Below are 22634 nucleotides of genomic sequence, written 5' to 3' on the forward strand. Positions count from 1 at the left end.
TAACACTTCTTCCTTAGTCACCTAAACGGCCAATGGCTTTCAAATATTCAGTCTCACTCAATTGAAGCGCTGCTTTTGCATCTACCCACTGACTCCAGGCATCCTGCCATTGGGCTTGCGCTTCGAGTAAATTGGAAAGGCTTTCCATTCCGCCTTCATATTCCGCTTGACTGATGTAGAGATTTTCTTTCGCCTGAGCCAAAGCATCCCGGCACATCTCTATTCTTTTCTGTGCATCTTTGATGTTAAAGCGGGTAGAAGCAACTTCCAGCTCCATCAGTTGGGCAGATTTTTCCAAATTCAGCTGAGTCATTTCCTGTTCGATTTGGGCAGCCCGGACCTTATTCCTGCCTTCTCCCCAATAAAATACGGGGATTTGGACCGAAGCCATCGCATTTAAAGAAGCACTGGCATCTGTATTTCCGTTCAGTTCCAAACCTCCCCCATATCCATATCCGACGGATATACCTACCTGGGGAAGAAATTCTGAACGGGTGAAACGAATTTGTTTCTCTTTCAGCTCCACCTCTTTTTTCAACAGATTATAATCGGGTCGCTCGGTAATATTTTCCCCTTCTCCCAGAAGACCGGGAGTAATGGTTTCCGGTAAAGTATCCTTGATCACGACTTCCGTATGTAAATCCAAACCGATCAGCCGGCACAAATTCATACGGGAAAGTACCAAACCGTTCTCGGCTTTTTGCAGCATCAGTTCGGCCTCATTATACCTAACTTTTACTTTCAGGACTTCATTATTGGAAGTCATGCCGACCTGCTCAGCATCTTCTATATTCTGCATCAATTCACCCACTACTTTCCGGTAGGCAACAGCAGCCCGGATTTGTTCCTGTACCCGCATCAACTGCCAGTAAGCTCTATCGGTTTCCAGCAAAACTTCGGAACGGTTTAACCGTAAATTTTCATTGGCCATCCACTCTCCTGTTTTAGCCATCTGATGAGCCGTCCGGATTTTGCCCCCCATATATACAGGTTGCAAAATTTGTACTCCCGCCATATAAACCCCTCTCAAACCTATCTTTATGCCGATATCCGGCAAAAAAGCATATTCTTTGAAAACGGGCAGACCGTCTGCTCCCATTACGGGTTTACCGGTTTCAGGATTTAACAGGACATTCGGCTGTAACTGTCCCTGTTCGTCCGGTATATAAGTGGGTAAATATCCCCCTTTCAACTTATAGGAATATTTTTCCTGATTGTAAAAACCGAATCCGGAAACAGATACTTTCGGAAAATAATCTGCCCTCACCGATTTGGTTGTATAAAGGGCTTTCTCTTTGTCTTTTCCGGCAATTGCCATCTGTTTGCTATTTTCCAATGCCATCTCCCGGCATTGCTGACGGGAAAGCTGCACCTGAGCTGCCAGGTGACCAGTAGTCCCCCAGCTACCGAGCAAAAAGATCAGGATAATAAATCTCATTTTCATAACATTACATTCTCAACATTTCTTGTCTTTTTCTGCCGGATACGATAAAATACAGCGTACAATACGGGTAAAATGACTAAGGTAATAATCGTCCCGATAAACAATCCGCCCATAATCGTTACGGCCAGAGCACCGAACATATCATCATTGACCAACGGAATCATTCCCAAAATCGTCGTCATAGCAGCCAATAATACAGGGCGTAAACGGGAAGAGGATGCGTCCAGCAAAGCTAAAAACGGTTTTTTCCCACTGTGGATCTGAATATTTACTTCGTCTACCAAAACCACTCCGTTTTTAATCATCATACCGACCAATCCCAAAGCTCCCACAATAGCGACGAAGCCAAACTCCTTCCCTGCCAGTAACATTCCGGCAACAATCCCAATCACAGCCAGTGGCAGGCATAACAAAATCATCAGAGGTTTTTTAAAATCCCCGAACAAAGCGATGAGGATAATCAAGACCAGGACAATGGCGATAGGCACATTTTTGAATAAATACTGTTCTGACTGTGTGCTGGCCAGATATTCCCCCTGCCATTCAGAGCTATACCCCGCAGGCAACTGAATAGAGTCGATTTTAGCCAATAAACTATTCCGCGCTTCAGCGGTCGTAAAGCCCGGAGCATTATTACATTGGATAGAGATCGAACGTTGTCCGTTATAACGCCTCACCAAGGGTACTTCCCAAGTCATGTCTACCCCGTTAGTGGTCTGGTTTAAGGGTTTGGAACCGATTAATCCGCTTAAAATTTCATCTTCAGAGATCATACCAACCATTAATTCTTTGACCGTTTCCATATTCAATCCATTGAGGGAAGGAGTCAAACTCCATACCGGTATATTATCAATCCGTTCCGGACGTTCTCCCCGTTCATTTACACTTTTGATATAAATGGGCAGATCGTGTTCCCCCTCGTAATAAGAGCCGATGGGCAACCCTTCGGTTGCTGCCAGTAAAGCCAGACTGACATCCTGCCGTGAAAGTCCTGCTTCCCGGGCAATCTGCTGGTGATACCTCACATCCAGTGCAGGAGTTTCCGGTCCCCAGTTATTTGTCACCAGTATGACAGTAGAATCGTGACGCATAATATCTTCCACCCGTTTACTTAAACTCTTTAAAACAGCCGGATCCGGACCGGAAATCATAAACTGCACCGGAAAATCCATATACATCAGATTATATTGTTTCATACGGACATATCCCTGAGGGTAATGTTCCGACAAATATTTTTGCAAACCGTTCAAATTTTCTTTCAAAGTGGCAGGTGAGGTAAAATCTACAATCAACTCCCCATAACTTAAAGCAGGCTCGGCAACCGTCCGTACCAGATTGTACCGGGAAGGCGTTCCGCCAAGGCTGGTGGTTACCGCGGTAATTTCAGGCCGGCTCATCAGATAGCGTTCCATAGAAGCCAGATCTGTTTTAACGATCTCGGGATTCGTCCCGTAAGGCATCTGATATTCAATATAAAGCTGATTATAACTTAAATTCGGGAAAAAGCCCTGTCGTACAAAGCGGAAAGCCCATACACTGATGACTAATAAAATCACTAGTACCAGGATTACCATCCAACGGTAATGCAATGAAAACTGCAGGATATTCCGGTAAAATCGATATACTTTCTTTTTATATATAACCTCTTCACTTACCGGTTTACCTTTCACCTTCAATACCCGGTCTGCCTGTATGGGCACATAAGCTAAAGCCAATATCCAACTCAGCCAAAGGGATACCGCCAACACAATAAACAAGTCCCGGACATATTCCCCTGTCGTATCCGGAGAAAGAAAAATAGGTAAGAAAGTCAGGATTCCTATCGTTGTCGCCCCCAGTAACGGCCAGGCCGTTTTTTTCGTAATATTTACCAAAGCAGCCGGTTTTTTTACCCCTCTTTGCAAATCGAACATAATTCCGTCCACAATCACAATGGCATTATCCACCAGCATACCCATAGCGATGATAAAGGAAGCCAGCGAAACCCGTTGCAGCGTACCATGCATCATATGAAGAACCACAAAAGAACCCAGTACGACAATAACCAGACCGGCTCCGATGATATAACCGCTACGGAACCCCATCGATAACATAACGATAAAAATTACGATCAATACGGATTCTATCAGATTAACCATAAATACGTTTATCGCATTCTTTACCCGGGTCGGCTGGAAAAATACTTTTTGAAACTCGATTCCGGCCGGAATAATATTTTCTTTCAATTCTGCCAATCTCCGATCCACTTTTTTCCCCAACTGAATGATATTTCCGCCTTTTTGCATAGCGATAGAAATTGCAATCGCAGGGAGGGTATCATATAATACTCCTTCCCGGGCCGGTTGAACATATCCTTTAGAGATATCTGCAATATCTCCCAGGCGAAGTTCGTCTTCCTCATGTCCCCGTATCAACAGGTTCCGGATATCATTGATATCGGTAAAATTTCCGTTTACTCCCACCCGGATTCGTTTTTCTCCGCTATTATAATAACCTGAATATACTGTCTGGTTCTGGTTATTAAGGGTCAGGATCACCTCTGCGGGATGTACACCCAGATTAGCCATCTTATCCTCCAATATCCGGATATCGATACAGGATTGGCGTTCTCCGTATATATCCACGCTACTCACTTCGTCAATATCTAGTACTGTCCGCCTCACCAATTGTGCATAATCCATCATTTCCTGATAACCGAATCCCTGAGAGGTCATTGCATAAAACATCCCGTATACATCCCCGAAGTCGTCCATCACCAAAGAAGGTTGTGCTCCTTTCGGGAGCTGAGATTGTACATTTGCAACTTTGCGGCGTAAGATATCCCAATTTTGCTGCAATTCATCCAAAGGTACAGTACTGCTTAATTCCACTAAAATTTCAGAAACATCATCCATAGAACGGGATTCTACATGATCCAGATCTCCCATAGAACGTATGGACTTTTCCAGTACATTGGTTACTTCCAGTTCTACCTGAAAAGCATTTGCTCCCGGATAAGCCGTAATCACCATAGCCTGTTTAACCGTAATAGCCGGATCTTCCAGTTTACTCATCGTCATAAAGGAATAAATGCCTCCTACAATAAGTACAACGACAAGGAAATATACTAAAGCTCTGTTTTTTAATGCATACTCGGTAAAATTCATATTTGAAAATTGAATAGTTAAGAATCAAAAGTGAAACAGTATCATAAAAGTTTACCGACATTGGAAGACGGAACGGGAGGCAAAACCCTGACGACCTGTCCTTCTTTCAGATCATTCACTCCGGCAGAAACGATTGTCTCTCCCGGACGTAAATCCGATTCCACAATCACTTCCCCATCTTTCAGGACCCGCTTTACATCCACCGGCATCATTCTCACTTTCCCGTCGTTAGCATCGAAAAGCCATACATAGGAACGGTAATCTCTCCAGAAAAGAGCAGATATAGGTATAATAGACAGATCTTCAGCAAAGGGGATATACTGAATTGTAACACTGACACTCATACCGGCAGCCAGATTCAGTTTTTGTTTTGGTTCTCTTTTCAAACGAAACCGGACCTTAAACAATTGATTAAAATTAGCTTTACGGGTAATATCCAAAAATTCAAGAGGTAAAACATCATCCGGATAGACATCAGCTATGCAACTAAATTCGGCAAAATCTTCCTGACGGATATAGTCTACTGAAGGAATATCTATGCTAACTTCCAGATAGTCATTATTGATCATGGACAATACCGGTGTGCCCTGATTCACTATTTCATAGGCGTCAAAATATTTATTCTGGATATAACCGTCAAAAGGGGCCCTCAAACGGGTATCTTCCAATGCGTTCTTTTGCCCGTTATACAAAGCAGAGACACGTTTCAATGCAGCAACAGCCTTATCATATTCATTTACAGGAACACTTTTTTTCTGATACAATTGCATGATTCGTTCCGACTCTCCTTTTACCTGTATGTATTCGGCATAAGCGGCATCGTATTGAAGCTGATAATCACGGGGATCCAAACGGGCTAACAATTTCCCTTTTCTGACATATTCTCCTTCATGCACATAGATATCCTTTATCGGACCGGCAACCCGGAAAGCGAGTTTTACATCAGAGGCAGCCTGCAATTTTCCCGGATAAGTCACTTTAAACAAGCCTTGATATGCTTTTACTTCTGTCGTCTTCACCAATTGAGAGATCGTTAAAGGAGTTGTTTTTTGGCGGCATGCTCCCCATAAAAGCATAAATCCCGTAACTATTATAAGCCGAATAAACGTCTTTTTCATATATATCCTATCATTTTTACAAAAGCTAAAAGAATAAAACGTTTATATATACTTATCTGAAGGCAGACTTGTTTCATTTTAACGACTAAAAAGACATTTTCAATTCTTTAACACTAGTCCAATTATTAATTAAAACTTTTTCTATATTTGTAGTAGGTTATTTTTTTAACATGGTTAAATATGCAGTATTTCATCAGTTCATTTTACTTCTTAAAAAAAAGAGCATATACCTTCTTTTCACTTTTTGCATACAAGCCGTTTTGGGATACCGGCACTTAATTGCAGGTATTCACTGATATCGTATTTTTCTGTCAATCGGCAAAACAAATATCGTATTGAATTCGTTATCCGGTGTAAGTACGACTTTTAATTACTTATATATTATCAACTTGGGAAAAAAACAAAAAATGGAAAGGAAACAAATTGTAGCTGCTTATCTGCGTGTCAGTACAGATAAACAAACGATTCTGAATCAAAAAAGCGAAGTGCTTAATTTTTGCCGGAAGCAGGATATGCAAGTTACTACCTGGTGTACAGAAACCGTCAGTGGCACCAAAAAGGAAACAGAACGTCAGTTGGGGACGTTATTAAAAAGGTTGCAACAAGGGGATGTTCTGATCATCACAGAAGTATCTCGTTTAAGTCGTAAAATGCTAAACATCATGAACATTATTCATCAGTCTATTGAAAAAGGAATTACCATTCACAGTATCAAAGAAGGGTATAAATTCGATACTTCTATCAATAGTCAGGTACTTGCTTTTGCTTTCGGCCTTTGTGCCGAAATTGAACGTACCTTGATTTCACAACGTACAAGAGAAGCTTTGGCCAGAAGACGAGCTGCCGGTATAAAACTGGGAAGACCGAAAGGAAGTATCAGCACCAGTAAATTATATGAACACATTGATGAAATTTTCCAACTCCGCGCAGATGGACTTTCTTTTCAAAAAATCGCCCGGAAATATAAGGTTTCTCCGGAAACAGTCCGTCTGTTCTACTTGAGAAATCTGGTAAAAAAAACCAAAAAGATACTCCCGGCTTCTGAAGTCCAAACCAACGAAACCCCTTCCTGAGAACAGGAGGAATTGAAAATAGAAAACTGTTTTCAGCTAAACGAACCAATGCTTTCTAACAAAAGCTGATTAACGCTTCGCTGATTAATGAGACCAAAGTTCCGGATTGATTTTTTGCCGGAGACCAAAGCTTCGTTAATCAGTGAGCCGTTAAGCAAATTTTAATCCGCCACAAAACATGCCAGTATCTAAAAACAAATTTCCTTTTTTCTTTCCGGAAAAGTTTTATTCTGCCAAACGGCCGGTAGCTTTTAAATATTGCGTTTCACTCAACCGCAATTCTGATTTGGCATCAATCCAATCACTCCAGGCCTTTTGCCACTGGGCTTGGGCCTCCATATAATTGGTCAGGTTTTCCATCCCCACTTCATAGCGATTTTTGCTCACAGTCAGATTTTCTTCCGCCTGGAGTAAAGACTTACGAGTCATCTCTACACGGCTAGCAGCATCTTCTACATTAAAACGGGCCCGGGCCGTTTCCAGTTGCATGAGTTGTATCATATCTGCTCTTTTCAGTTCGCTTATGGTCTGTTCAGAGCGGGCTGATTTTATTTTATTCCGCCCTTCGCTCCAATGGAATACCGGTACTTTTAAAGAGACAATAGCCATAAAAGAAGACATTCCGTCGGATTCGCCATTCAATGCTATCCCGTCCGTATACCCATAAGATGCAGATACTCCCAACTGAGGCAGGAAATCAGAACGGGTCAGGTCTACCTGTTTTTTCTTTAACTCTATTTCTTTTTCCAGAAGATTATATTCCGGTCTTCCTGTTATATCAGGATTTCCCTCCAATATACCGAGAGTTAAACCATCCTGTAAAGAATCCCGGATTTGCAGGCTTGAGTGAAGATCGACTCCTATTATCCGGCATAAATTCATAGCCGCTAATGTTTCCCCATGCCGGGCTTTTTGTAACAACAATTCCGCTTCATTGAATTTTACCTGAGCTTTTAACAAATCATTCCGGAAAGCCATTCCGGTCTGATACGCATCTGTCAGATTTTTTACCAGTTCTCCCACTACCTCTTTATATTTCAAAGCAGATAAGACCAATTCCTTTACTTTCAGATATTGCCAATACGCCCCGTCAGCTTCAGTAATCACTTCTGCCCGGTTGTATCTGACGTTTAAATAAGCCATATCAGCTCCGATAGATGCCATGCGAAATGCAGAACGCACCTTTCCTCCCATATATAAGGGCTGCTCCAAAACTCCTCCTACCGTATAGGCATTATCCAACCCCAAAGACAATGCAATATCCGGCATAAAAGCATATTGGTTAAAAATTGGAGTTCCGTCTGCTCCTACCACAGGTTTACCTGTAGCCGGATGAATCAGATAATTCGGCTTTAACTGCCCGGAAGCATCCGGAACAAAAGTTGGCAAATATCCCCCATCAATTTTAAACGAATACTCTTTTTGCATATAGGCATACATACCCATAGCCGAAATTTTCGGAAAAAAATTAGCCCGGTAAACTTTTTTGTCATAGTTTGCCTTTACAGCTTGCTGACCGGCAATTGCCATTTTTTTACTGTTCTCCAAAGCCATACTCCTGCATTTCTGCAAATCGAGTTCTACCTGTGCCTGCAAAAAACAAACTTGCAAAAGCAAAAATACTGTCAACAGTGTTCTCATTTTATTTACTTTACACACACTTACTAATCTATTGCATCTATTTTCACTTTTTTTCCTTTTATCCGGAAAAAAAGAGAGTATAATACCGGTATAAACACCAGAGTAATCACAGAACCGACCAGCAATCCGGACATAATTGTAACTGCCAGAGAACCGAAAAGGTCATCCCACAACAAAGGAATCATTCCAACGATAGTAGTCAACGAAGCCATCATGACCGGACGGAAACGGGAAGAAGAAGAATCGAGCAAAGCCTGGTAAGGATCTTTGCCGGATCCGATTTGTAAAGTAATCTCATCTAATAAAACCACTCCATTTTTAATCATCATTCCGATCAATCCCAAAGCCCCGACGATTGCAACAAAACCAAAATCTTTTCCGCTCAATAACATTCCGAATACAATTCCGATGATGGCCAAAGGCAGACAGAGCATAATAATAGCTGGCTTTTTAAAATCCTTAAACAGCATAATCAGAATGGCTATCATCATAATGACAGCCCAAGGTAAACTACGGAAAAGATACTTTGTCGATTGACTGCTGGCCCGATATTCTCCTAGCCACTGTTTTGAATATCCCTCCGGCAGTGTAATTGTATCGGTCTTTTCCATCAAAGCTGCCCGTACTTCTGCAGCCGTATGTCCGTAAGCATTATTACACTGCGCTTTTATAGCCCTTTGTCCGTTATATCGCCTTACTACCAAGTCTTCCCAGCAGATCCGGATTCCCCGGGTCGCCTGATTCAAAGGTATAGATCCTATTGTTTCTGACAAAAGCTCCTCCGATTTAACCGTACCCATCAGTAAACCCTTTATGGTTTCTCCATTTATCCCAACTACAGAAGGCATCATACTCCATACCGGAATATTATTCAGGGATTCTAATTTCTCTCCTTTATTGTCTACACTTTTGATATAAATCGGTAAAGAATGTGTCCCTTCAAAAAAAGATCCCACAGGCATCCCGTCCGTAGCAGCCAACATGGAAACTCCAATATCTGAACGGGACAAACCGGCCATTCGGGCTACAGGCTGGTGATAATCTACTGTCAGCACCGGTTTCATCGGTTCCCAATCATTGCGTACCAACATGGCGGAAGGTTCGTCTCTCATAATCCGCTCCGCCTTTGCAGACAGTTCTTTTAATACCGCGGGGTCCGGTCCGGTAAACATTAATTCCACCGGAAACTTTTCATACATCAGATTATACCGCTTAATGCGTACATAAGCATCCGGAAAATTCCGTGTTAATTCTTCCTGCAAAACCGGGATAGAGGTTTTCAGGACTTCCGGATCGGTATAGTCCACGATTAATTCTCCGTAACTCATAGAAGGTTCTGCAATAGAACGCACTAAATTATAGCGGGAGGGTGTACCGCCAATACTGGTAGTTACATGAGTAATACCGGGATAATTCAATAAATAATCCTCCACTTTTTCCAAGTCAGCTTTCAGTCTCTCTACCCGTGTCCCTTCCGGCATACTATATTCAATATAAAGCTGAGAATAGCTTAAATCAGGGAAAAAGCCCTGAGGTATATAGCGGTACAAATAAACACTCAGGCCCAAAAGTAAAACAGTTACACCGATAGCTAATTTTTTATGCCACAACATATAAGACAGGAATGTCCGGAATTTACGGTAAATCGGACTATCGTAAAGATCCGCATTCTTACGGTTTTTCACTTTCAAAAAACGATCGGCATGTACCGGTATCTGAGTCAGTGCCAGTATCCAACTCAACAACAGAGACACCGCCAGTACGATAAATAAATCCCGTACATACTCCCCGGTTGTATCGGGAGACAAAAAAATCGGTAAAAATGCCAGAATTGCAATCAAAGTCGCCCCTAACAAAGGCATAGCAGTCTTCTTCACAATATTTACCAAAGCTGCCGGCTTGGGAATTCCTCTTTCCAGGTCAACCTGAATGCCATCGATAATCACAATGGCATTATCGACCAGCATCCCCATGGCAACAATCAAAGCTCCCAAAGAAACCCGCTGCATCGTACCGTCAAAAAGATACAATACGACAAACGAACCCAGTACAATGATCACCAGTCCCACTCCAATAATAGCTCCGCTCCGGAATCCCATCGTCAACATCAGAATCAGGATAACCACTAATACAGACTCCAGCAGATTCACCATAAATATACTGATTGCATCACTCACCTGTTCCGGTTGAAAAAATACTTTCCGAAACTCTATTCCGGCAGGAATACGGGACTGTTTCAACTGTTCCAGTTTCCGATCGACCACTTTTCCCAAATCAACGATATTCCCTCCTTTTTCCATAGATACGGATATGCCTAAAGCCCTTGTGCGGTCGTAACGCATTTCATTGCGCGAAGGCGTATCATACCCGCGGGTAACGGAGGCTATATCCCCCAAACGCAATTGATCCTGCTCATGTCCCTGTATAATTAAATTCTGTATATCTTCTATGGATTTATAATCATCGCTCACCGCAACTCTGATCCGTTCATCACCGCTATCAAAATAACCGGGATAAACCGTTTTATTCTGGTTATTGAGGGTAGACAAAACCTCCAGAGGATGCACGCCCAGATTAGCCATCTTATCCCGGATAATCTCGATATTGATACAAGGTTTTCTATCCCCGTATATTTCAACTTTACGGACTCCTTCAATATCCTGCAATTCCCGTTTTACCAGCTGGGCATAATCTATCAGCTCTTCATCGGCTATTCCGTCGGTCGTCATAGCATAAAACATGCCGTACACATCCCCGAAGTCATCCATCACTACAGAAGGACGAGCCCCTTCGGGCAAGCTGGCCTGAGCATTTGTTACTTTCCGCCTCAACATATCCCATTGCTGCTCCAGCTCTTGCGGACTAACCGTACTTTCCATTTCCACTGTAATCTGAGAAACATCCGCCAGAGAACGGGACTGAATATTATCAATCTCTCCCATAGAACGAATGGATTTTTCCAGAATATCTGTGACTTCCAATTCCACTTTATGAGCGGAAGCTCCCGGATAAACAGTAATCACCATCGCCTGTTTTACTTTTATCTCGGGATCTTCCAATTTACTCATCGATAAAAAAGCAAACAGCCCGCCAGCCACTAAAACGGCGATAAAGAACTTCATTAAAGCTCTATTATTCAAGGCGTATTCAGTTATTGTCATTCTCTTATTTTTTAACTAAAAATTAAAGTGCTGCCGTCCGGAACATCGTAAATATCTTTCCGTTACAAAAGCTTCTCTTTCTGACGAATTATAACAATCCTCCAATGTTTGTTTTGGATACCGATTTCAGCATTTTTACTTTTACACCTTCTGTCAAGCTATGCACTCCCGCCGATACAATGATTTCCCCGGCTTTCAGACCTTCGTATACAACTGCCTCCCCGGTCTTTAAAAATTTTCCGACTTTTACAGAGCGCCCATGCACTTCTCCGGTCCGGGGATCATACACCCAAACGGCAGCATTTCCTTCATTCTCAAAAAGAGCACTTACCGGTACAGAAGTCAAGTTTATCTCATCCGGAGTATATTCGATCGTTGTATTGACACTCATTCCTGCGGCAATGTCTATTCCCGGAACAGGTTTCAATCTCAGACGTATACGATAAAGCTGGTTTAAATTCGCTTTCCGGGTAATTTCGATTAATTCTAAAGGAAAAGTTTTTCCGGGAAACACATCAAAAGTACAGGAAAATGCCTTGAAATACTGCTGACGGACATAATCACTGGAAGGAATATCTATTTCAACCTCGAAATAACTGTTATTTATCATCGAGATAACGGGCATACCGGCGCTCACTGTCTCATGAGTATCAAAATATTTTTTCTGGATATACCCATCAAAAGGAGCCAGCATACGGGTATCCTGAAGAGCGTTTTTATGAGCATTGTATTTAGCAGTTATCTGCTGCAGTCCGGAAACAGCCTTGTCATAATCATTTACCGGTACACTGTTGCGCCGGTACAATTCTATCACCCTTTCGGCTTCAGCCTTGACTTGTTTATACTCCGCTTCGGTAGCAGAAAATTGTATCTCATAATCCCGTGGATCAATTTCTGCAATCAATTGCCCTTTTCTGACAAAAGCTCCTGCTTCTACCGGTATACGAAGAATAGGACCCGCTACCCGGAAGGACAAATTTACATCCGAAGCGGGTTTTACTTTACCCGGATAAGTTATGTACAACTCATCCTGATAGTTCTTCACAGTATCTGTCTTTACCGTGACAACTGTATCCTTTGCTGCTTTCTCCGTACGACAAGCCATGCAAAGCAGGAACATCCCCAAAAGAAAAAAAATAAAATTACGTTTCATATACACACCTTTTATATTCTATAGCTCAAAGCTCCAACATCCGGAAACCTTAAAACTTTTAAACCAGAAACGAAGGAAAAATCACCTACCGGAAAACATTTGATTACACACCTGAAAACGTTCGTTCTCCTTTAATTATTTATCTGATTTTCAGACTCCGCAACTTTAAAATACTTATTTCCCGATAATACAATAAATATGCCAAAAGAAAATAAAAAACAGTTAATATCCACAAACTATTAAATTCCTGTCTTACTTCTCCGAAAGTAGCTCCCAGGCTATTAATTTTTACATATCCTTCTATACCATAAGTGGAAGGAAAAATCTTTGAAAAAATGACCCAATAGTCTGGTATAGCAGCAGCAGGCCAGGAAATTCCCGATATAAACATCAAAGGGACAGAAGTAAATACAAAAATCAAAAAGGGAGTTTCCCTTTCCCTGCATAAAAACGAAAGGGTTATCGCAAAGAAAATACAAGCCAGTAAAAAGGGCAATATAAACAGAAAAAAGTCCCATTTCTCACCAATACGCGTCAGATTAAACATTCCGGGTACTACGACAAAAATCCAAATCGCAACAAATACGTAAATAGGTAAATAAGCCAACGCTTTTCCTACTACTACCGGAAAGGGATGTTTATAATGAGAATTGAAAGGCAACAAAGCATGCAAACGGCTGCGATCCCGCGCCGTTCCGGTCAAAGTACCCACGCCCAGGAGTAAAGACTGTTGTATGACCAGTATTAAAATCGCAGGAATAATAAAAGTCGCATATCCGCTTTGAGGATTAAACAACTTTACCTCAGCCATTTTTACAGGTGCAACTGTCAGCTCCTGTTGTTTTGGAGAAGCATAAGGCAAACCTTCTACCTGGACAAGTCTTCCCATCCCTACAGCAACATTGCTGGCTGACTGCAGCAAAGCTTTATAATTTAATAAGCCTCCCATATCCGTGTAAAGGGAGACATGAGCCTGTTCTCCTTTCACCGGCAAATGACTAAAATCAGCCGGTATTTCCAATATTCCGTATATCTCTTTTTTCCATAATAGCCGACGCGCTTCTTCCCTATCCGCACAACGGGCAACGACAGCCACCCCTGAAGATGCATCCCATGCCCGGATAAATTCCCGGCTTTCATAAGAATTATCCTGATCTATGACAGCCACAGGCACTTCAAATACGGTTTCATTACTATAAATATAGGTATATAAAACCGGATAAAACAAAGGGAGAGCGACGAAAAAAGTAAGCACAGCACTATCTCCGGCGATAGCTTTCATCTCCTTTCTGCAAATGTACCAGATATTATAAATTATTTTTTTCATCTTTCTGTTCTTCCCTTATCTTCTTCCTATTTTCAGGATAAATACACATTCCGCATGAGCTGGTTTTTCAAAGAAGATAACACCAAAACCGGTAATAGGATAAATATTCCCAAAGCCAGATAAGACTGTACGGAATAAATCATTGGTATACCGTTTAAAGCCTGATCTACATAGAGCAAAAAATAATGCCGCATAGGGAAAAGATTAGCAAACCATTGCACAGGCTCAGGCATAGAACGTACCGGAAAAGTAAACCCACTGATCGAAAAAGAAAGCACGGCCCAAAGAGCGCAGCTACTCAGCGCCAACCGGTTACGAGGATACAAACCCACCATCAACAATGCAAATCCCTGAGAAGCAGCAATCAATAAAAACATAGCTAAAAACATAGGGAAAAAGCCACTGTTTAAAGGGAAATGTAAAAAACGGTACAGTAATACCAGGCAAAAAGTACCGGTTATCAAAAACAAGATCAGTTGAGGTATCCATTTCCCGGCAATAGCGATTCGTATAGAATTCCGGCTAAGTTCCAGCCATTCGCGGGCGGTTCCTTTTTTTAATTCTTCTCCTATACTGAATGCCAGAGTAAACATGGCAAACATACTGACAAAAGCAGGCATCAGAATATTGGATAAATAAATAGCGTAACTCAGCCAGGGATTATTCAAGGGATGTACGTCCACAGCCACCGGATTTAAGCGGGCAGAAAGTTGAGGTTCTGTGGTTCCTTTGGCCTGCAGTAAAGCCCGCTGTACAGCCCCGTTAGCCAAAGCCGCCTGTAAACGCATATCCTTGTAAATCAGGGAACCCGGCAAAATATAAGAATCATTTGTATAGAAAGAAAGTACCGGTTCCTTTCCAGAAGAAGCGTCCCGGCGAAAATGTTCCGGAATAAAGAATATACCGTAAATTTTTCCTTCCTGCATAGCTTTCCGGGCTGCTGTAAAATTATCCGTTTTCATGACAATTTCCGTTTGCCCGAAAGCATTTAAAGAGCGCGCTAAAGAACGGGAGACGGCGGTATTATCCATGTCCACCACAGCTACAGGCAAATTGACAGGCACGCCCCCTTTGAATAAATCGGCAAAAAAGAGAAAGCACAACACCGGAGCAATTACAATCATAAAGAGGTAAATGCGGCGGAAAGCCAACTGCCTTATTTCCCGTTTCATTACGCTTATCAATCCCATTTTCAATTTCTGGTTATTTTCAGAGAACAGCTTGTATATTCTTTAAAGATCCTGTTCTCTGTCAGATTTTATACCTTATCTCTTCTTCAAAACACTCATGCCGGGGCGTAGACCTTCGACTTTTTCTGTGGGAACTGCTTTAACTTCAAACGTCTTAGCATCAAACTGCCCAGTCGTCTTGGTAGCTCTCCATGCAGCATAACTTCCCCGGTCCTTCATATAAGTGACCTTTAAAGTGATCTCCCGTTGATCCAAAGCAGGAATTACAGCTGTAAAGGTCTCTCCGATACGGATATCTCCTAATAAATCTTCCCGTATATTAAAAGTTACCCACATATCATCCAGATCCATGACGTCCATAATAGGGGCTCCGGTTCCCACCAATTCCCCGACCTTCGGGTAACGTTCGGAAATTTCCCCATCGATAGGAGACAACAGAAAAGTTTCATTTATATAAGATTCAACTTCAGCGACCGCACCGCGCGCCCGGTTTACCTGAGCTTCAGCAGCCAGCTTATCTTCCCGCTGGGCCCCGTTTTTTGCCATTTCATATTGAGCATGAGCAGCCTTTTCAGTTGCCTGCATAGCTTTATAATTTGCTTCAGCTTCGTCCCGTTTTTGTGCAGAAACAACTTCATTTTCAAATAAGGATTGTATCCTTTCATACGATTTCCGGGCAATTTCAAGAGCAGCCAATGCTTTTTGCCAATTCTGATAAGCCATTGACAATTGTTCGGAGCGCGACCCCTTGCCGACTTTCTCATTCATTGCCTGTGCAGCTTTTTCAGCTGCCATCGCCTGCTCAAATTTAGCCAGGACTTCCGGACTATCCAAAATAACTAAGGTATCTCCTTTTCGTACCCGGTCCCCTTCATTTGCCCTGAACTCCTCAATACGTCCGGGTACCTTCCCCGAAATCCTCACTTCCGTTGCCTCTGCTTCCCCCTGAATAATTTCCGGCAACGGGTTCCAAAAAATAAACGCAAAGATCACGACTAACAGTACAAGGCCGATAAGCCCGAGAAAAACAATTAGTTTATTTTTTTCCTTCTTTTCCATGCTATTTGAATCTAATATTATGCATTAATTCTCTTGTCCCAGTATACCATAAGCTTTTTGTAAATAAACTTCACACAATTTCATTTCTATACGGGAATCTATAAGCTCTGAATGTGCTGACAGCCAAGCAGACTGAGCTTCCAGCACATTAGATACCGGAATGGTCCCTTCCTGAAAACCGAGATTGGCCAGTTTCAAATTTTCATTCGCCTTTTCCAGATTAGTTCCGGCCATTTCCAATTTTTTAGCTACTTCTTTGATTTTAAATTCCGACTGTCTGACTTGTAATTCAATTTGTTCTTTTACTTCCTGTAAGCGGTATTCAGCCATTCCGGTCTGGGCCCGGGCATTTCTCAGACTTTTCCGGGAAGCTCCCCAATGAAAGAGAGGAGCTTTTACTCCAACCCCTACACTCCACATTCCGTCGAACTTCGTACTAATCCCATTGAAAAAAGAAGGGGTCATCGTCAGATAATTCGCAGTTAAAGCCACTGTAGGTAAATACTCAGCAAGAGCTATTTTTTCCTTTTTTTTATAAATTCGGGTTGCAAGTTCCAATCCAACTACTTCCGGACGTTTTGCATAGATTTGTTCTAAAGATAGCTGTTCAAAACCCTGCACCTTATTTATTACGATATTTTCGTCCTTTAAAGGAAAAATGGTATCGGTACTCAAACCACATACCTGATTCAAATGCATACGGGCAAGACTCAGCCCGTCTTCAACCCGCAACTGCTGCATTTCAGCTTCATTCAATTTTACCTTCACAGAAAGTACATCCGCTTTAGTAGACAAACCTGTCTTATACATCAAATCAATGTCACGCTCAAATTTTTTCAGCGTCTCTACATATTTCTCAGCCAGTTTTTTACGATTTACCAGCGAAACCACTTGCCAATATGCCTCATCGGATAATTCTATTACATTCTGAAGTTCCAGTTCGCGCTTACTATAAGCCAATTCTAACGAAAGCCCGGCCAGACGATTGTATGCCCTTATTTTACCTCCCATATAAACAGGCTGTGTCAATCCCAACTGCAATACTGCCGTATTCCGGTCGTCCACCGACATCGCCTCTTTCGGCAACAATGCATAATCTTTAGGTACTGCCTGTCCATTTATTATCTGTACCTGATCCGGCCGGGGTCTCCAACTCCCGTCCGCTTGAATGGCTCCGACCGGCAAATAAGCATCGTGTTCCAGCAGATTAATTTTCTTCTGATTCCGCATATATATCCCTGCAGCGTCTATTCCCGGAAGATATTTCGTAAAAGCTTCTTCCTTCTGTGCCAAACCCGACTGAATTTCCTCATCGGCTATTTTCAATTTCTTATTATTCTCTACAGCCAGATTCCTGCAATCCTGTAAACTCAATCCGGATTGAGCCTTTAAACTCAAACCGGTTAACCATAAAACCATACAGATAAATACTCTAATCATCTTCTCAGAGTTTAAATCAACAATCCACTTTTCTCCTTAAAGAAAAACTTTATATCATAAACGTGAATAAAGCCTGTATAACAGATAGAAAACAAATTTTTTAAATAAACTTTAAAATAAAACCTTGATAAAACCAAAATTTTCAAAATCGTTCTCATCCTTTCACCCATTAAATCAACAAATTCTACGTAATAATTTATTTACAGTTATTTCTTTTCCATTGTCAGCCTTTATTTTATACTTTCTGGTATGTAAACAGCAATTAAAATGAATTGACAGAAACCAATGAATACAATTGCTCATATTGGGACCGCATAGCAGAAAGTGCATAGGAAACATCCTGATGCATTACCAAATAATTTACCATACCCGCACTGATATTAAGTATATTTTTAGCCAAAACCGATGTATCTGCATCGTTACGTAATTCCCCTCTTTTCTTAGCTTCCAGAATCAACTGCTCTAATTTTGACAATCTCTGCATTTTGGAAACAATTGTCACTTTTTTCAGTTCGGGAAATAAAGCAATAACCTCTACCAATAAAGAAAGCGATAATACTTCAGGAATCTCGCTAGTGAACGATTTTGCCGTATAATTATGAATACCAGACATTTTCCGGATGGTTAAATCAACATATTCCCTCAAAGTAGTTATACTATTAAATTCCATCGACCGCTGTTTATCTATCATCTCATAATAACGGATTAAACCTTCCTTCAAAACTTCCTCTTTACTCGTAAAATGATAATAAAAAGTTCCTTTCGTAATACCGGCCGCTCTCTCAATATCACTTAACTTTACTGCTTTAAAACCTTTTTTTAAAAACAGCAAAAAAGCCTTTTCTATTATCAGAATTCTGGTATTTGCCATTATTTCTTTATCAACATATAATATTGCTCAAACTGTATACGCATATCTGAAAAAGCATATTTCAAATCAGCGCTCAGCAATTCGATATTCACCATACTCATGGGAACTGACATCAAAGTCCGCGCCAGTACAGAAGTATCCAATGATTCACGGATTTCACCCTCTTGCTTAGCTTTCAAAATGATTTCTTCCCAACGGGATAAACGGTTTTTTAACAGGACATCTATTTTCCAGCGGTATTCCGGAAATAAATATTCAACTTCCAAAACAAGCTGAAAATAAAATTCTTCAATAATAAATGTACCAAACAATTCTCTCAAACGCTCTGCCCGTCTTTCCTTTTCCTGCAGTATAACTTCTATGTATGCTTTTAAAGAATGGATTCCCCGGAATTTTTCTTCTTCAATATCTTCAATTACCGTAGCATAACGTGCCAGTCCTTCTTTGAGGATTTCTTCTTTATTTTTGAAGTAATAGTAAAAAGCCCCCTTCGTCAAACCTGTGACCCGTTCTAAATCTTTAAGGGTACAAGCTTTATAACCTTTATTTAAAAACTGGAAAAAAGCCTTATTTACTATTATATCTTTAGGAGTTGTCATCTTTATACTTTTCGGTATGCAAAATAAATAAACTTTTAGAATATAGTAAAAATAGTTTCAAATAATTTTTTCTTTCTTTTGTGTTGTCTTTTTATCTGCTATTCCCAAAAAGTAAACGATATAAATAAGTGTAAAAAAACAAGACAGAAGGTGTCCATTTTTTTTACATACCGATCCTTTTAGTTTTTATTTATAATATTATATATCAACATTTTATGTTTTTGGCACAAAAATAGCTATAGTTTTAGCGTGAAAATGAAAAATGAATTAAAAAAGAAATATATGATAAAAATTGAAAATCTGAATAAAGTTTTCCGGACGGAAGAAGTTGAAACAACAGCTTTAAATAATGTATCACTTCACATTAAAGAAGGAGAATTTGTAGCAATCATGGGGCCTTCAGGTTGTGGTAAATCTACTCTGTTGAATATTGTCGGTTTATTGGATAATCCGACTTCTGGAAAATACTACTTTGATGGCAGAGAAGTAGGAGCCTTAAAAGAAAGGCAACGTACTATGGTTCGGAAGGGGAATATCGGTTTTGTATTCCAAAGTTTCAATTTGATTGACGAATTAAATGTATACGAAAATATTGAATTGCCTCTAATTTATCTGAAAATGAAGGCATCTGAAAGAAAAGAGAAAGTCAACCGGATGCTTGAACGGATGCAAATCAGCCACCGGGCCAAGCATTTTCCACAGCAACTTTCCGGCGGACAACAGCAACGTGTAGCAATAGCCCGGGCTGTAGTAGCCGGTCCGAAACTAATCCTTGCCGACGAACCTACTGGTAACCTGGACTCTAAAAATGGTATACAAGTAATGAACTTACTAACTGAATTAAATAAGGAAGGGACGACCATTGTAATGGTAACTCACTCCCAGCACGATGCTTCTTTTACACATCGGATTATCAATCTTTTCGACGGACAGGTCGTAACTGAAAAACCGAACTTATAAGAAGCATAAATTTTCTCATAAATTTTTTCTGGAAAGAGCCGTCTACAGAAGACGGCTTTTTTTATATCAGTCTCTATCAAGACGGGAATCAACTTTCTTTCCCTTTATATATGCGATTTATGATCACTGCTATTGCACCGTCTCCTGTCACATTGGTAGCTGTACCAAAACTATCCATTGCAATATAAAGAGCGATCATTAATCCCTGCGCTGTCTCATCAAAACCCAACATGGACTGTAACAAACCCAAAGCAGCCATAATCGCTCCTCCTGGCACACCGGGAGCTGCAACCATTGCAATCCCCAACATCATGATAAAACCTGCAAATTGGGCAAAATGTATTTCCATCCCCGACATCAGCATAATGGCCATAGCACAGGCGACAATCTTCATCGTACTTCCCGACAAATGAATCGTAGCACAGAGAGGAATGACAAAACCTGCCAGCTCAGGACGCACCCCGTTTTTAATGGTTTGTTCCAGAGTTACCGGAATTGTAGCTGCAGATGACTGAGTACCCAAAGCAGTCATATACGCAGGCAACATATTTTTGAATAAATGAAAAGGATTTGCTTTTCCGACCAAACCGGCTATAAAAAATTGAAGAAAAAGCAGAACTACCGTCATCACAAAAATGACCAGAATGATTTTTACAAAAACCCCCATCACCCCCGCTACTTGCCCGGAATTCGTCATGTTCAAAAAGATACCGAAAATATACAAAGGCAAGAGAGGTATAATCACCGAAACAATAACAGCATTGATAATATCTTTAAAATCTTCCATCATCCCTTTTAATTTATCCCCGGTAATAACAGACATCCCTAAACCCAGGGTAAACGCCAGAATTAAAGAAGTCATTACTCCCATTAAAGGAGGCATCTCTATCGTAAAATAAGGTGTAAGATCTTTCACTTCCTCGCCTAAAGGAGTAATTGTCTCCGTTGTATCCAATAACCAGGGATAGGCAAGATCGCAAGTAAAATAAGTGAAGAAACCAGAAAACAATGTGAAACAATAGGCCAATAAAGCCGTAATCAACAAAAGCCGTCCCGCACCCTTTCCCAAATCAGCAATACCGGGTGCAACCAGTCCCAAAATCAATAAAGGAATAATAAAACCTAAAAAGTTTCCGAATAAGGTATTAATCGTTATAAAAATCCGAACCAATCCGTCCGGGAAAAATAAACCACAAACGATTCCGGCAGCTATGGCAATGATAATACGCGGTAACAGACCCAGTCTTCTCTTTTTCATAAATCAATTTTATTGTTAAAACGGTTAAGGCGTTGCAATGTTACAATTGTTTTTTTATTTTTACAATAAAACATCCGAACATTCGTAAAATGGAATATTTATTCTAACATTATTTTTTCCGTTAACGGAAAGAGAGGGGATTTTATATTGTTTCTTTCTTTTCAATACAATTAGTTGTACTTTTGTCAGGTACGGAATCCCGTTCTAAATACGATTTTATGACTAAGGAAAAATGGGAAGGACATATTGCTATCCTCTTTACGAATCTTATTTTCGGGCTCAATACCCCAATTGCTAAAACGATCGTTCCGGAATGGATTTCTCCTACAGCTCTTACGGCTTTGCGGATGTCTTTTGCTACCTTGATATTTTGGACCATTGCCTCTTTTTTCCCCAAAGAAAAAGTTTGTGGTAAGGATTTAGTGACTATTTTATTCGGCGCTTTGTTCGGACTCGTAGGTGCCCAGCTTTCTTTTGCCACAGCTTTAAAATACACCTCTCCTGTGAACATTTCATTAATTGCAGCTATGACTCCCGTCGTCGTTATGCTGATGGCTGCTATCTGGTTAAAAGAACCGATAACCTTTAAGAAAGCTGCCGGAGTAGCTGCCGGAGTAGCCGGCGCCCTGCTCCTTATTTTTCATTCTTCCGGTGCAATCAAAGGACCCAACGAAATGCTGGGGAACTTATTGAGTATTGTAAATATCATTACTTACGGTATTTACCTGATCATTACCCGCTCTGTTTCCCTGCGTTACACCCCCATTACTTTAATGAAATGGATGTTTCTATTTTCAGCCTTGTTTTCACTTCCCTTAGGATGGCAAGACTTAGGGATGGCCAAAGCATTCTCCGGAACTGCCCCGATAAGTGTTTTAGGACGTCTCAGCTATATCGTACTGATCGCAACCGGATTAGCTTATTTTCTGGTACCCATGGCTTTAAAACGTATACGGCCGACAACTGTCAGTATGTACAACAATGCCCAACCCCTGATTGCTTCCACTATTGCTATTGTAATCGGACAAGATATTTTCAGTTGGGACAAACCGGTTGCTGCAGCTCTGGTATTCACCGGTGTATACCTGGTTACTCAAAGTAAGTCCAAAGAGGATATACGAAAAAAGGGACAATGCTCTGGTCACAATTGATTTCTAAACGATTGAAATATAGCTGAAAAGAATATGTTCTGTA

At 41.0% G+C, this 22634-nt stretch carries 16 protein-coding genes; 3 read left to right on the forward strand and 13 right to left on the reverse strand.

The window, feature by feature from the left end; all coding sequences use genetic code 11:
- Nucleotides 1–13 precede the first annotated feature (13 nt).
- The 3 genes from Q0465_RS09075 to Q0465_RS09085 are packed head-to-tail and all read right to left on the reverse strand — an operon-like array spanning nt 14 to nt 5708.
- Nucleotides 14–1444, reverse strand: a complete 1431-nt coding sequence (locus Q0465_RS09075; RefSeq protein WP_298615319.1) for a TolC family protein — start codon at nt 1442–1444, stop codon at nt 14–16.
- Complete coding sequence (locus tag Q0465_RS09080; protein WP_298615322.1) at nt 1441–4590, reverse strand: efflux RND transporter permease subunit; 3150 nt, start codon at nt 4588–4590, stop codon at nt 1441–1443. Before Q0465_RS09080 ends, Q0465_RS09075 begins: the two co-directional genes overlap by 4 nt.
- A gap of 41 nt (nt 4591–4631) precedes the next feature.
- Nucleotides 4632–5708, reverse strand: a complete 1077-nt coding sequence (locus tag Q0465_RS09085; protein ID WP_298615325.1) for an efflux RND transporter periplasmic adaptor subunit — start codon at nt 5706–5708, stop codon at nt 4632–4634.
- Nucleotides 5709–6115: 407 nt separating this feature from the next.
- On the opposite strand from Q0465_RS09085, the gene Q0465_RS09090 reads away from it, so the two are divergent.
- Nucleotides 6116–6781 (forward strand): recombinase family protein, encoded by a 666-nt coding sequence (locus Q0465_RS09090; protein ID WP_298615328.1) that lies wholly within the window; start codon nt 6116–6118, stop codon nt 6779–6781.
- A 225-nt stretch (nt 6782–7006) separates the two neighbouring features.
- On the opposite strand, the gene Q0465_RS09095 is transcribed toward Q0465_RS09090, so the two are convergent.
- The 9 genes from Q0465_RS09095 to Q0465_RS09135 form a co-directional block, all read right to left on the reverse strand.
- A complete protein-coding gene (locus tag Q0465_RS09095; RefSeq protein WP_298615330.1) occupies nt 7007–8422 on the reverse strand; it encodes a TolC family protein in 1416 nt (471 codons plus the stop codon).
- A 23-nt stretch (nt 8423–8445) separates the two neighbouring features.
- Complete coding sequence (locus tag Q0465_RS09100; protein ID WP_298615334.1) at nt 8446–11583, reverse strand: efflux RND transporter permease subunit; 3138 nt, start codon at nt 11581–11583, stop codon at nt 8446–8448.
- 88 nt (nt 11584–11671) lie between these two features.
- Entirely contained in the window at nt 11672–12736 is a 1065-nt protein-coding gene (locus Q0465_RS09105) for an efflux RND transporter periplasmic adaptor subunit (protein WP_298615337.1), read from the reverse strand.
- 139 nt (nt 12737–12875) lie between these two features.
- On the reverse strand, nt 12876–14063 hold the full coding sequence (locus tag Q0465_RS09110) for an ABC transporter permease (protein WP_298615339.1): 1188 nt from the start codon (nt 14061–14063) through the stop codon (nt 12876–12878).
- Nucleotides 14064–14095: 32 nt separating this feature from the next.
- On the reverse strand, nt 14096–15253 hold the full coding sequence (locus Q0465_RS09115) for an ABC transporter permease (protein WP_298615342.1): 1158 nt from the start codon (nt 15251–15253) through the stop codon (nt 14096–14098).
- A gap of 75 nt (nt 15254–15328) precedes the next feature.
- The gene (locus Q0465_RS09120; RefSeq protein WP_298615345.1) at nt 15329–16312 is read right to left on the reverse strand and encodes an efflux RND transporter periplasmic adaptor subunit; all 984 of its coding nucleotides are present in this window, start codon (nt 16310–16312) and stop codon (nt 15329–15331) included.
- 24 nt (nt 16313–16336) lie between these two features.
- Complete coding sequence (locus tag Q0465_RS09125; protein ID WP_298615348.1) at nt 16337–17752, reverse strand: TolC family protein; 1416 nt, start codon at nt 17750–17752, stop codon at nt 16337–16339.
- A gap of 262 nt (nt 17753–18014) precedes the next feature.
- Entirely contained in the window at nt 18015–18623 is a 609-nt protein-coding gene (locus Q0465_RS09130; RefSeq protein ID WP_298615350.1) for a TetR/AcrR family transcriptional regulator, read from the reverse strand.
- On the reverse strand, nt 18623–19222 hold the full coding sequence (locus Q0465_RS09135) for a TetR/AcrR family transcriptional regulator (RefSeq protein WP_298615352.1): 600 nt from the start codon (nt 19220–19222) through the stop codon (nt 18623–18625). Before Q0465_RS09135 ends, Q0465_RS09130 begins: the two co-directional genes overlap by 1 nt.
- Nucleotides 19223–19504: 282 nt before the next feature.
- Between Q0465_RS09135 and Q0465_RS09140 the strand changes: the two genes are divergently transcribed.
- Nucleotides 19505–20182 carry an ABC transporter ATP-binding protein gene (locus tag Q0465_RS09140; protein ID WP_298615354.1) on the forward strand — a complete coding sequence of 226 codons (678 nt, stop codon included), beginning with the start codon at nt 19505–19507 and terminating at the stop codon, nt 20180–20182.
- Between the two features lie 88 nt (nt 20183–20270).
- Here the strand turns inward: Q0465_RS09140 and Q0465_RS09145 are convergent, their stop codons facing one another.
- The gene (locus Q0465_RS09145; RefSeq protein ID WP_298615357.1) at nt 20271–21440 is read right to left on the reverse strand and encodes a dicarboxylate/amino acid:cation symporter; all 1170 of its coding nucleotides are present in this window, start codon (nt 21438–21440) and stop codon (nt 20271–20273) included.
- Nucleotides 21441–21658: 218 nt separating this feature from the next.
- On the opposite strand from Q0465_RS09145, the gene Q0465_RS09150 reads away from it, so the two are divergent.
- Nucleotides 21659–22591, forward strand: a complete 933-nt coding sequence (locus Q0465_RS09150; protein WP_298615359.1) for a DMT family transporter — start codon at nt 21659–21661, stop codon at nt 22589–22591.
- Nucleotides 22592–22634 lie beyond the last annotated feature (43 nt).

The sequence above is a fragment of the uncultured Odoribacter sp. genome (assembly GCF_937966165.1).
Taxonomy (GTDB): domain Bacteria; phylum Bacteroidota; class Bacteroidia; order Bacteroidales; family Marinifilaceae; genus Culturomica.